The 13,693-nt window shown below is 37.3% G+C and carries 11 protein-coding genes; 1 reads left to right on the top strand and 10 read right to left on the bottom strand.

All coding sequences use genetic code 11. The features are described 5' to 3' along the window. Positions 1-362: 362 nt before the first annotated feature. The gene (locus tag ACT5E3_RS04575; protein WP_444997130.1) at positions 363-1,067 is read right to left on the bottom strand and encodes a hypothetical protein; all 705 of its coding nucleotides are present in this window, start codon (positions 1,065-1,067) and stop codon (positions 363-365) included. Between the two features lie 93 nt (positions 1,068-1,160). On the opposite strand from ACT5E3_RS04575, the gene ACT5E3_RS04570 reads away from it, so the two are divergent. Next, on the top strand, positions 1,161-2,135 hold the full coding sequence (locus ACT5E3_RS04570) for a transposase (protein WP_444997129.1): 975 nt from the start codon (positions 1,161-1,163) through the stop codon (positions 2,133-2,135). 305 nt (positions 2,136-2,440) lie between these two features. Here the strand turns inward: ACT5E3_RS04570 and ACT5E3_RS04565 are convergent, their stop codons facing one another. From ACT5E3_RS04565 to nuoI, 9 genes are all read right to left on the bottom strand, one after another. After that, on the bottom strand, positions 2,441-3,415 hold the full coding sequence (locus ACT5E3_RS04565) for a histone deacetylase family protein (RefSeq protein WP_444997128.1): 975 nt from the start codon (positions 3,413-3,415) through the stop codon (positions 2,441-2,443). A 217-nt stretch (positions 3,416-3,632) separates the two neighbouring features. Then, positions 3,633-5,717, bottom strand: coding sequence for a BspA family leucine-rich repeat surface protein (locus ACT5E3_RS04560; RefSeq protein WP_444997127.1), 2,085 nt, complete (start codon positions 5,715-5,717; stop codon positions 3,633-3,635). A 358-nt stretch (positions 5,718-6,075) separates the two neighbouring features. Then, positions 6,076-7,146: a mechanosensitive ion channel family protein gene (locus ACT5E3_RS04555; RefSeq protein WP_444997126.1), complete on the bottom strand. Its 1,071-nt coding sequence runs from the start codon at positions 7,144-7,146 to the stop codon at positions 6,076-6,078. Between the two features lie 14 nt (positions 7,147-7,160). Beyond that, a complete protein-coding gene (gene nuoN, locus ACT5E3_RS04550; RefSeq protein WP_444997125.1) occupies positions 7,161-8,600 on the bottom strand; it encodes an NADH-quinone oxidoreductase subunit NuoN in 1,440 nt (479 codons plus the stop codon). Next, positions 8,600-10,135 (bottom strand): NADH-quinone oxidoreductase subunit M, encoded by a 1,536-nt coding sequence (locus ACT5E3_RS04545; protein WP_444997124.1) that lies wholly within the window; start codon positions 10,133-10,135, stop codon positions 8,600-8,602. The genes nuoN and ACT5E3_RS04545 overlap by 1 nt, the downstream gene beginning before the upstream one ends. A 61-nt stretch (positions 10,136-10,196) precedes the next feature. Then, the gene (gene nuoL, locus ACT5E3_RS04540; protein ID WP_444997123.1) at positions 10,197-12,164 is read right to left on the bottom strand and encodes an NADH-quinone oxidoreductase subunit L; all 1,968 of its coding nucleotides are present in this window, start codon (positions 12,162-12,164) and stop codon (positions 10,197-10,199) included. 9 nt (positions 12,165-12,173) lie between these two features. Further along, complete coding sequence (gene nuoK, locus ACT5E3_RS04535; protein ID WP_444997122.1) at positions 12,174-12,479, bottom strand: NADH-quinone oxidoreductase subunit NuoK; 306 nt, start codon at positions 12,477-12,479, stop codon at positions 12,174-12,176. Further along, positions 12,476-13,117, bottom strand: a complete 642-nt coding sequence (locus tag ACT5E3_RS04530; RefSeq protein WP_444997121.1) for an NADH-quinone oxidoreductase subunit J — start codon at positions 13,115-13,117, stop codon at positions 12,476-12,478. Before ACT5E3_RS04530 ends, nuoK begins: the two co-directional genes overlap by 4 nt. A 67-nt stretch (positions 13,118-13,184) precedes the next feature. Continuing rightward, on the bottom strand, positions 13,185-13,676 hold the full coding sequence (nuoI, locus tag ACT5E3_RS04525; protein ID WP_444997120.1) for an NADH-quinone oxidoreductase subunit NuoI: 492 nt from the start codon (positions 13,674-13,676) through the stop codon (positions 13,185-13,187). Between the last annotated feature and the right edge of the window lie 17 nt (positions 13,677-13,693).

Raw genomic sequence — 13,693 nt, 5'->3', positions numbered from 1 at the left:
ACTTTACTTTGATTGGTGCAGTAAGTGCCAACAAGAGATAAATCACTATTGAACTTACAAAGCTGATTACGAGACCCAGTACGAACCCGAAATTGCTTATAGATAAAGACATTGAGAAGTAGAACACGAAAAAAGCGACAAACAAAAATATTAATCCAAATGCAGGATGCACTGATAATTGAGACTGACATTGGCTACATTCAATGACACCACCATCTATAGTAAGAGTTTCTTTTCGGAGAAATCCAATTTTAAAGTCATTGCATCTTGAACATTTAAATAGATTCACCTTGCAACCTCACCTTTGATTTTAACGCTCAAATAAAAAGAGCGTATTTTTTGCTTCTTTTTTCATTTTCTTGTTAGTTGTTTTCTTCATCCGGCGCAATTGGCTTTTTCATCACTGCTCTTATTCGTTTTAATAGTTCCGGAGCCTTTGAGTTTACTCCTGATAATTCATCTAGCTCGACTAGTCTATTGCAGGCGGTTTGCAATGACTGTAGCGCTACTTCGTCATCTCCTTCAGGCTTAAAATCATCTTCTTCAGAATATTCTAAAATGCATTCGAAGTCCTGAAGAACTGCACTATAAGCTGTCTTTGAGTATTCTATGTTGCCTGTCTTTTCATTAATCGATGCGTTGGCAATCATCGCCGGCCCCACCATATGGTGATAGTGAGAGCAAACGCTTAAAACTGCGCCGGTCCAAAGATTTGTAGCTTTTGATTGCTCTTCAAGAAAATCCTTATCCGATAGAAAATAAGCTAATGCTTCTCCTAAATTTGCAAGAGCTGCACCGTCGAACCATACATCGCCAGCTATTGTACTATTAGGGTATCCGTTAGATTGAGCTTTAACTCTTTTAACTTCCTTCTCCATAAGCTCCAAACAATGACTTAACTTCTCCTTATTATCAGTCAAATCAGCTTCCTGCATTTTGAGAATATCATCGATACAGGACTTAAGCTCTTCTACTCTTGAAGGTTCCGTTTTACTAAATAGTGACTTTAATTTTCCAAACACAGATTCCGATTCCTTGACTACAACTAAAAATAACAGGACAGCCACCCCCTTGTTCCATACTCTCAAATAATTGCTAGACAAACAAGTCGTAGTTGGTTAAGTTAGTCCTCAGGATGAAGCATTAATAAGGATATTAATATGACCCGAGCCCGCAAAACCATTATCGATTTAGAAACAACCCCTTACTACCACTGTATTTCCCGTTGTGTCCGCCGCGCTTTTCTGTGTGGTGAAGATCATTTTTCAGGTCAATCTTATGAACATCGAAGAGACTGGATTGTTGAACGGTTAGCTTATCTGGCTAGTACTTTTGCGATTGAAATCGCCAGCTATGCGGTTATGAGTAACCATTACCATCTTGTGCTTCGAGTGGATGTGGATAAGGCAAAGAGTTGGAGTGAAGCCAATATTATCCGGCGTTGGAAAAGGATTTATCAAATACCCACAGTGGTTCAACAATACCTTAAGAACCCACAAACGATAGGTATTCGAGAAGTTGCTCAAGACATCATTGAAGAATGGCGAAAACGATTATCCGACATTTCCTGGTTGATGCGCTGTCTGAATGAGTATTTAGCTTGTAAGGCTAACAAAGAAGATAACTGCAAAGGTCGCTTCTGGGAGGGCAGATTTAAATCACAACCTTTATTGGATGAATCAGCAGTACTCACAGCCATGAGTTATGTTGACCTGAATCCTATTCGAGCCAAGATAGCTAAAAACTTACAACAATCTGATTACACCAGTATTCAGCAGCGAATTACCCAACTTAAGAAACACACTAAACCAGTAATTCCCTTAATGAAGTTATCAAATAGCCAACAAAAACATCAAAACAGTTTTTCCTTTAGCACACAAGATTATTTGCAACTCACTGACTGGGTTGGTCGAGCCATTCGTAATAACAAGCGAGGTTATATTGAACAGCATGAACCACCGATTTTACAAAAGCTTAATATTGAAGGTGAGGGATTTATTCAACTGATGAAACAGAAAGATGATTTATCACAGCTGACAGTGATTGGTTCGTCAAGTACCTTAATTCACTATTTAGAAAAGTTAGAAAATAAGTTTATTAAAGGTATCCATTTAAACAGGAAGATTTTTAACTAACTCTAATAACCCTAAAGACACCTAATAATCTTTATCAGTAATTGCTGAGAATCAATGACATCTAAACATTCAAAATCATACTGAGATTGAGTGAAAATATTAACTGAAATCAGCCACTTTGATTTATTTGGCTACAAAAAAACAAAAGCTGTTTTATATAAAAAAAAACAATTTCAAAAAAACATTATTTTTAAGTTGAGGATGTCCATTTTCATGTTAAGTTGAGGATGTCCATTTTCATGAGCAAATCCCAGCCATTTTTTGTACTACTACCATCATATATGTCTGTAATTATCGGTCTGTAATTATCGTTGTCTATATTTGTTTTTTGTTACTCCGACTATACTACTTGCGAGTTCAGCAATAATTTCACACGACTTTTCAGTATAACCACCACTTGTCATTACAACCGTGGGAATATTTCGCTCTATTAGCTTTTCGATAATAAACTTATCACGTCGCACAACACCATCGTAAGAAACACTTAAACCACCAAGCGGATCAGTTTCCAAGATATCATTACCAGCATTATAAAAAATGAGTTTTGGTTCAACCTGAGAGTCTAGAAATTTATCAAGATGCTCTTCAAGTAACTTAAAGTAGCGTTCATCTCTCATTTTGGGTTGCAATGGAATCATAAAAGGAAAGTCATCGGGGTCACCAAAGTGAATTCCAGGATAAGCATGAAGATTATACATGTCGAAATTACTAATAGCAGAATCGTGCTTTGTCAGTTCTTCAAATCCATTTCCTCTGTGAGCATCAAGGTCTATCATCATGACCTTATCATTTTCACCAAGCAATCCTTTATTTCTCATTTCTACAATACTAATAACAGCATCAGCAAAAAAGCAAAAACCCTCACCATGATCACTAAACGCATGATGATAGCCACCACCAAAATTCATTACGATAGTATGCTCTTTTAAAGCGAGTTCAGTTGCTATTATCGTTCCTTGACAAGCATATTTAATAGGATTCAATAATCCTTTAATCAATAGTGTACTGGGAACAAATCTCGAAGAATAAACTTCAATAACCTGTGCAATATTTTTTGATTTGGATAAAGAGTTTAAATACTTCTGACTATGTACATTTAACAACGTTTTATCGGATACCATGTTATCAGGTTCAATCCACTTAAAGTCGGCTTTGGGCGTAAATTTTTCAGAAAATAACCGCCATGCCTTACTAAATTTTTTACTATCAAACGGATGAAATTTATCAACTCCCAATAGAGAAAAGTCATAATTGTTAGAATAAATAAAGTGCGGGATCATAGCTTCATTTTACTGTTTATTATTTTTTGAGCATACTGTTCAACAAAGTTAGGCGTTCACATATTTATTTGTCCGCCACAATTCAAAATCACTTAATATAAACATATTTCCCCATTTCAAAAGAGCAATACTTTAAAATGAGGATGTTCACCTATTTGTTATATTTATTTGATTTTATAAAGCTCCACCTATCAAATACATCAATACTTCTTTATCTTTAGCGAGCAGGCTCTTCACCTGCATCTGTAATAGACCAACCTTTGTCGTTAATTAAGAAATTTCTTGCGTTAGAAGCAGAGGCGTAGTAGCGAACGCCAAAAGCGCCAAGTGGCACATTTTCTTGCAGTCCAGTCAACTGACTCCATGCGTTTAGTGCTGTCGAATAGTTTTCTGTCGATAAGCCAGAGTTGTTGAACATGTTGCTCATATCTGTCACTGAAGATACATTCCACTGGCTGAGATCACTATTGAAGACTGAAGCGGCTTCGAACATATAGCTCATTTTCGTCACTGAAGACACATCCCACTGACTGAGATCGCCATTAAAGGCCTTAGCAACGGAGAACATATAGCTCATATCAGTCACAGAGGACACATCCCACTGGCTAATATCACTATTAAAGACAGGAGCAGAGTAGAACATAGCACCCATCTCTTTCACTGAGGACACACCCCATTGGCTGAGATCGCCATTAAAGGCTAAAGCGACAGCGAACATATTGTTCATAGCTGTCACAGAAGACACATCCCATTGGCTAATATCGCCATTAAAAACAAAAGCGTTAGAAAACATCACGTTCATATTTACCACTGAAGACACGTCCCATTGGCTGATATCACCGTTAAAGCCTGAGGCGTAACGGAACATCCAACTCATATCAGTCACTGAAGAAACATCCCAATTACTAATATTTCCCTGTACATTCTCAGTTATATAAAAGAGATACTCCAATGAGGTTGTTCCCTCTAAATCTAACGCATCTTCTGCAGAAATATTAAGGTATTTAGCACCAGCAAAATATCCGCCAGAATTACCTAGCCTCAAATCTCCCCAATGCTGAATTTCCAATAATTTCTCTTTATCTCCTGAATTATTAAAGCTAAACCCAATAATCTCCCCTCGAATAGTCACTGTATATTCGCCAGCTTGAGGATAGGTATGGGTCACTTCAACTTGATCCCATTGAGTTATGATGTCACTGGTGCCATCGCCCCACTCAACGGTAAAGTTATAAGTACCATTGGCTTCTAGCGGCAAAGTGATTTGGTCATTATGACTGCCACTTGGAGGATCGATTTGAGTTTGCCAAACAGATATAAAATCACCATGCTCTTTGGTCGTTATTTCAAAATACCCCCAGCTTTCTCCTATGTTGAGTTTGGCTGCTGTAGTCACATTGTAATCATCACCCGAATGGGTTCTTACTCTCACTTCCTGGTCATTATCGATAAAACCATCCTGGTCAGTCCAAGCACCTCGGTCAAGTTGATATTCTCCATTTTCGATACTGATAGGCGTTTGGTCGCCAATGTTGTTAATTGCAACAATACGCGTTTGCAATCTGGCATTCAGAGCAACACCAGTAAACCCTTCAAAGTTGAAGCGGCCTTTGGTAGTCACCTCAAAAGCGCTTTCTATATCACCAATAGATAGAATGGCACTAGTCGTAGTTTCCAATTCACTGGAAGCCGTCAGTCTCACCACAACAGATTGACCATTTTCAATCATTCCAGCATCACTGGTATAAATGCCGCCATCAATGGCATATTCACCGTTATTAATACTAATAGCCACCGGAACTGAAATCCCTGAAACCGTAATATCATTCGATTCAATCGGCATGTTAGGTTCAACGTTATTTCGAACATTAAAGAAAACGATGTCAGGTGAAGTATCTGCTGCGAGTGTCGTTACTCGAAAAGTACCGCTGACTCCACCAATAGTTAACACAGTGTCAGTTGTGGTTGAATGCTCCGAACTGACAGTTTGTCTGACAATAACTGATTGACCATTAGTTACACTACCTGAGCTGCTAATAAATGAGCCACCATCAATTGAATACTCACCACCACTGATACTCACGCTTGTAGCTGTATCAATACCAGTAATAGTAATTGATTCAGATTCAACCACACTTGAGAGTTCAGCCTCTGTTACCTCAACAAAAGTAAAACTGTCTGGGGTGCTATCCGATGGCTCCAGCGGCGTTGAATTGCCACCACCTCCACCACAAGCGATAATGGTTAAAGATAAAAATAATACAGCGCTTAAAGAAGATAAGGCTTTTGAAAGATATTTCATATTGTTTCCTTTCGAGTGACACATTAGTAATAGTACTAACTGTAGCGCGATAAAACACCGATAGATTAATTTCAAAAAAACAAGACGAACGCTCTAATCATATGGGTAAACTTGTTCACGCGCATTTTATTGTTACACGTCATTCGGCAAGCATATTAGAATAACAGCTTACTAAATGACATTTTTAATAACTAGCATCTTAATCAAATTATTTAAAAAGTGATATAAATATTCAGACATTCATTAGCAAATTTCGGCCAGGTCTGAGGGATTTAAATTGTTTTTATAATGCTAAACAATTGATTTACTGACTATTTCATAAACAACAATCTACACCATAAAAAATGTGCCTTGAAAGTTATTCAGATATTTGCCGCAGATTAACATCTCTTTGAGGAAATGGAATTTGAATTCCTTGACGATTGAATTCGTTATAAACAGCTTCATTCAGTAAATCACTTACTGAGCCGCGCAAAACAGGCTCTCCCACCCAACATAATAATTCGAAGTTAAGACTTGAATCTGCAAAAGTTCGAAAACGAACTCTAGGCTCGGGCGTTTTTTCCACGTTATTAACCTGTTTTACCGCAGCTAACAAAGCAGCACGAACTTGTGGTATATCGCTACCATAAGCAACCCCTACCTGAATTCTTATGCGATACTTACTCGAAGGACCAGCCGTTTCATTGGTTACCTTTGTATTACCCATAATTGCATTAGGTATGGTTACTTCCACATCATCACGCGTTAAAATTCTCGTGCTACGAATACCTATATGAGTGACCATACCTCTTTCACCGCTATCTAATACAATAAAGTCACCTATTTTATAAGGCGTGTCAGCTAAAATGAAAACGCCTGCAAATAAGTTAGCTAAAGTATCTTTTGCGGCAAAACTTAATGCTAAGCCTAAAATACCAGCAGAAGCAATCCAGGCAGAAACATCAATATCCCACGCGACAAATATAAAATAGATAGCCGCGCCATATAATATAATAACAGCTAAATTTTCAAATAAAGGTAAGGTGTGTTGTTGAACAACTTTTACTTTTGTATTATTTCTACTTAAATGCCTTAATATAAACCTAGCGCCATTAAGCACACAAGAAAGCCAAAAGAAAACCCCTACAGTGACTAGTAACGATTCAATTAAAGCGAGTTGCTCATTAAACAATTGAGAACGAACAACCGCCAAATAGGTACCAATTAACAGAATGGTAATACCAACAGGACGTTTCAAAATACCAAACATATGATCATCAAACGGATTCGATGTTCTTCCCGCTGCATGTATTTGAATACGATGAATAATACTCTTAGCCGTTTTTGAAAAAATTGCAGCTAATAAAAAGATTAAAGAAGCTTGTATTAATCTGTCTTCAGAAATGAGTGGTAAATATTCCTGAACGAATTTATCAAACAGCTCCATAAATCTCTCTCTAATTAAATGGATATTCCAAAAGCGCTCAGGCAATACTGATAAATACTATCAGGCATAAAGCCAAACACAATGAGCAATAAGCAATTAATACTTACTGCAATTTTTAGTGATCGACTCGATGTAATAATTGGACTCTCAGTAGCATCGGTAAAGAAAATTTCTTTAATAACTCTCAGATAGTAATATAAACCGACAATCGAAAATGCAATGGCTATTACGGCTTCTGTAACAAAACCATTAACAATCAATACTCTAAAAATTTCCAGTTTAGGCCAGAAGCCAATAAATGGCGGAATGCCTGCCATTGAAATCATGACAATCGCAAACATATAACCATACCACGGATAAAAACGCCCTAGTCCTTGTAAATCAGAAATTGATTGATAATCTTTTTCGTTAGAACTCATAAAAATAACAATGCCAAAACCAGCTAAAGTCATCAGTGCATAAACGACAATATAAAACATTGAAGCGGAGTAACTGGCAGCAGTACCAGGTACTAACCCAAGTAAAAAATAGCCAATATGAGCAATAGCAGAATAAGCTAGCATACGTTTTAAGTTTTGTTGTACAACGGCAACCAGATTACCAAGAATAATAGAACAGAACGCGACAATAATAATTAAAGTCGACCACTCACTAATTGATTGTCCGAATGCCTCAACCAAAATTCGAATTGACATTCCAAAAGCCGCAATTTTAGGTACACTGGCAATGTAAGCACTAATTGAACTCGGCGAGCCGTGGTAAATATCAGGTAACCACATATGAAACGGAACAGCACCAAACTTGAAAGCAACACCAATAACAATAAACACCAGACCAAACTGGCCGATTAATCCCATCTCGTTTTCTGCATAATGCCGAGTAATATCGGCAATAATAATACTGCCTGTAGCACCATAAATTAGCGATATACCATAAAGCAAAAAGCCCGATGCGAGGCCGCCCATAACAAAATATTTTACCGCTGACTCTGAAGCCAGTTTAGAATCACGCTGTAAAGCGACTAAAGCATAAAGAGAAAGCGATAATAACTCTAAACCTAAATAGACTAATAAGAAACTGTTTGCAGACACCATTATCATCATGCCTAAAACAGAAAATAGAGTAAGTAAATAGTATTCCCCGCGCATCAAATTTCTATGGCTGATAAATGGACGTGCATATAAAAGCGCAATAAAAGTCGTGGCATAAATAGCCATTTTAAGCACAAAAGATAATTGATCAGAAACCCAATGCCCGTAAAAACCAATAGATCGTTGAGAATCTATTTCGTTATAACCTAAAAAAAACAAGATAAATAAAGTGAGCTGAGTTAATGTAAATGTTAATTTACGCTCTTTATCTCGCTGAAATAAATCAACAATCATGATCACGCAGATCGCAATCAATAAAAATATCTCCGATGAAATTAAACTAAAATTAATTGATTCATTCATTAGGAACACATTCCTTCAGGCGATAGCTTTGACACTAAGTTACAGTCAATTAAGTGCTCAACACTTGGCTGCATAATATCTAGTAGCGGTGCTGGATATAAACCAAATACTAAAACTAAGGCAGCGAGAATAACCATAACAATATATTCTTTGATATTCAGATCTTTTAAACCTGCGACTCTGTCGTTAGCAACCTCTCCAAATATAACTCTTTTATACATCCACAATGTATAAGCTGCGGCTAAAACTAGCGTTAGCCCCGCAATAGCAGCAATCCAAAAATTGGCTTTTAAACTCGCTATAATGACAAAAAACTCGCCGACAAAACCTGAAGTACCGGGTAAACCAGAATTGGCCATAGCAAACAACATAAAGAACATTGCAAAACGCGGCATTGTATTAACCACACCACCATAATCATTGATTTCTCGGCTATGCATTCGATCATAAAGTACACCTATACATAAAAACAGAGCACCGGAAATAAAGCCATGCGAAATTGTTTGTATCAATGCACCTTGAATTCCCATCATTGCGGCTTCAGCATTTTTACCTTCAATTAATGCAAAACTGATGAAAAAACCTAGAGTAACAAACCCCATGTGTGCAATCGAAGAATAAGCAACAAGTTTTTTCATATCGGTTTGCGCCAAAGCAACAAAGCCAATATAAGCAACCGCAATCAACGAAAGTACAATCATAATATTTGCCATCTCCATTGATGCATCAGGCACAATTGGCAACATGAATCGAATAAACCCATAAGTTCCCATTTTTAACATGATGGCCGCAAGAATAACTGAGCCACCAGTAGGTGCTTGAACATGAGCATCGGGCAACCAGGTATGCACCGGCCACATAGGGACTTTAACGGCAAAAGCAATTAAAAAGGCATAAAAGATCAGTTTCTGAGTTTCTAAATCAATGACCATTTGGTGCATGGTAAAAATATCAAAACTCTTCGCTTGTATGCCAAGATAAATTAAAGCGATTAGCAAAAAGACTGAACCAAAAAATGTATAGATAAAAAACTTTAGCGTTGCATAAATGCGATTAGGGCCGCCCCAAATACCAATAATCAAAAACATGGGAACGAGCATTGCTTCCCAAAAAACATAAAAAAGAATTGAATCAGTTGCGGCAAATACACCATTCATTAATCCACACATGATTAAAAAACCAGCGAGGTAATGCGAGGCTCGATGTTTAATATTGTTCCATCCAGAAATAATAACAATTAAAGTCATTAAGGATGTCAAAACGATTAGTGGTAAAGAAAATCCATCAACACCTAGCGAATAATTGATCCCTAAAGATTTAATCCAAACTTTATTCTCTACAAATTGGAGGTAATATTTGCTGGAGTCAAATTCAGACAGCCCCCACAAACTAATAAACAATGTTAGTGTAGCCGTTAATAAAGCCAACCAGTGTGAAAGAACTTTGTGTTTCTGCCCACTGCCAAAAAGAATTAGCAACCCACCAAAAACAGGGATCCACACAAGCAAACTTAGAATGGGAAGTTTCTCAATCATTATTATAGTAAAACCCTTAAATTAATCGCTTAGGACAATGATACTGTTAGTTCGCACTGATTTAATTCATCAACGTGCGCCAATAGACCCACCCTAAAAACGCCAGCAATCCCACCACCATGACCAAAACGTAATGATATAGATAGCCACTTTGTATTTTTCTTACTTGGCCAGAAATTGCAGCAACAGTTTTTGCACTACCGTTGACTATCCAACCATCAATTATTCCTGCGTCAATCCAACGCCAAAACTTTCTTCCCAGGCCAACGCCTCCGGCTGAAAAGTATTCAATATACAACTTGTCAAAATAATAATTATTTCTTAATACATGATTAAGCATATTCAAACGAGTATTTAAGCTTTCCCTCCACTCTGGTTTCAACACGGTGAAAACATAAGCCACGACTACACCACTAATTGCAAGCCAAAAAGGCGGTGCAGCAAGTGAATGAATGAATAAATCAACTGGACCTTGATAAAATTCAACCAATGGTTTAAGCACATCATGCTCTGGAGAAACGCTAATAGCGCTGCCAAAGAAAGTGCCTGAAATAATAGGATATGCCAACCACCAGCTAATGCCAATAGAAGGTATTGCCAACAAAATTAAAGGACCAGTGACAACCCATGAAGGTTCTTTCAAATGTTCTAACGTGTGCTTATCCATTCTTTCGTTAGTATGAAAAACTAAAAAGAACATTCTAAACGAGTAAAGCGCAGTAAAAAACACACCAACTAAAACACAAATATAAGCATAAGATGCCGCAGATAATTGTGAGTTTTCAACCGCTAAAATAATGGCTTCTTTCGAATAAAAGCCAGAGAAAAATGGTGTGCCAATTAAAGCCAGTGAACCGATTAAACTAGTCCAGTAAGTAACCCTCATGTACTTTTTTAAATTCCCCATTTTTCGAATATCTTGTTCATGATGCATAGCAATGATAACGGAGCCAGCCGCTAAAAAGAGTAATGCTTTAAAGAAAGCATGGGTGACTAAATGGAAAACAGCAACAGAGTAGGCAGAAGCCCCCAGCGCAACAACCATATAACCTAACTGAGAGAGCGTTGAATAAGCGACCACTCGTTTAATATCGTTTTGAATAACACCCAAAAACCCCATAAAGAGGGCAGTGGTTGCGCCGATGATTAAAATAAAATTTAACGCAACTTCAGATAACTCAAAAACAGGTGACATTCTAGCCACCATAAACACGCCAGCGGTTACCATTGTGGCCGCATGGATTAAAGCAGAAATGGGAGTCGGGCCTTCCATTGAATCGGGTAACCATACATGCAGAGGAACTTGTGCAGACTTACCCATAGCACCAATAAACAAACCGATGCAGATGAAATTAATTGCAGACCAAGTGACATCATCGGATATTGTGATTGAAACATCATTATAGCCTTGCTGGATTTGCTCAAAAACAGGTGCGTAATCTAAAGTACCAAACACATAATAAATCCCGGCAATCCCTAATAAAAAACCAAAATCACCTACCCTATTCACTAAAAAGGCTTTTAGATTAGCAAAAATTGCTGTTGGTTTTTTATACCAAAAACCAATCAATAAATATGAAACAACACCAACCGCTTCCCAGCCGAAAAATAGTTGTAAAAAATTATTCGACATAACCAATGTCAACATGGCAAAAGTAAATAGAGAAATATAAGCAAAGAAACGCTGATAACCCGGATCATCTTTCATGTAACCAATTGTGTAAATGTGCACCATTAATGATACAAATGTCACAACAGCTATCATAATCGCGGTTAATGAGTCAATCAAAAAACCAACTTGTAGATTCAACTCACCAATTTTAGCCCAAGAATATAAAGTATAATTAAATGGCTCAAGTGTGCTACCTATGTAGGTAAAAGCAATATTAATCGACAACAAACAAGAAATTGCAACAGCGGTAATCGTAATACGATGCGCCGACTTCCTGCCAATCAGTTGTCCTGCTAACCCTGCAATGATAGCCGCCAAAAGCGGTAACAATACAATAGCGAGAAGTTGATTTAACATGGTTCTCTGCTACCCCTTAAGTTGGTTAAGTTGTTCGACGTCAATGGTGGCTCTATTTCTAAATAAAACAACAATTATGGCCAGCCCAATAGCTGCTTCAGCCGCAGCAACGGTTAAAATAAAAAACACAAAAACCTGCCCGGTTGTATTTTCTAAAAAATGAGAAAAAGCAATAAAGTTAGTATTAACAGCTAGCAGCATTAGCTCAATACACATTAATAAGGTGATAACATTTTTACGGTTAATCACAATACCAGCAACACTGATCGCAAAAAGAATAGCGCTTAATAATAAGTAATCAGATAGTTCAATCATTGCTCATCTCCTTGCTTTGGTTCTTCTTCTAATTTTTCTGGAACCACCGCTTTTACCTCAACAATTCTCAATCGGTTTTGTTTATTAGCCTTTAATTGTTTGGTAATATTTTGTGTCTTACGATTGCGTCGGCCTCTAAAAGTCAAAGCGATTGCTGAAATAATTGCAACCAACAAAATAACAGCCGCGATCTCAAACGCAATAACATATTCTGTATAAAGAACTCTGCCCAACTCTTTAATATTTGAGTAATTTTGCGGCTTAGCCTCAGGAATAGGAAAAGCTTCGGTTGAAAAAGTGCCACTTGAAATAAAGCCATAGAGAATGACAAAAAATGCAATAGAAATAAGTAAAGCCGCAGGTAGTTTTTTAACAAAGCCTTGTCGTAATGCCGCATAATCAACATCAAGCATCATCACAACAAAAAGCAACAGTACCATAACGGCTCCCACATAAACGACTATCAGACTAATCGCGAGAAACTCAGCTTCAAGCAATAACCATATTGCAGAAGCCGAAGCAAAACTTAATACTAAAAATAATGCAGCTTTAACAGAATGTTTGCTACTTACAACCATCAATGCTGAAAAAATTAACCATGCAGCAAAACTGTAAAAAACAATAACTTGAAAACTCATTAAATTAATCTCAGTAAACTATTCTTCATCGCATAACACCTATTCGCATAATACATTTCATAGTAAGTTAACGATATTTAGCATCAGCCGCCCGATCCGCTGCAATTTGTTTTTCGTGCTTATGTCCCATTTCCAGCAGCATTTCTTTTGTCATAATGTTTTCACCTTTATTTTCAAAGTGATAATCAAATACTCTGGTTTCTACTATTGAATCAACAGGACAAGACTCTTCACAAAAGCCGCAAAAAATACATTTAAATAAATCTATCTCGTACTTGGTCGTTCTACGACTACCATCATCTTCTCTTGCTCCAGCTTCAATAGTAATAGCCGCAGCAGGGCAAACCGCTTCACACAACTTGCAAGCAATACACCTTTCCTCTCCGTTCGGATAGGAGCGCAATGCATGCAGACCTCTAAACCGCGGTGACTGTGGTGTTTTTTCTTCTGGGTACTGAATCGTAATTTTCTTACGAAACATATTTCCCCAAGTCACTCTAAGCCCTTTAAGTAACTCAACGAGTAGAAAACTATTAAAAAACTGTTTAATGCTTTTCATTGCAACAATTTATCCAA

The sequence above is a fragment of the Aliikangiella litoralis genome (assembly GCF_052495765.1).
Note: the sequence above shows the minus strand (reverse complement) of the source record. Positions and strands in the feature narration are given on the sequence as shown.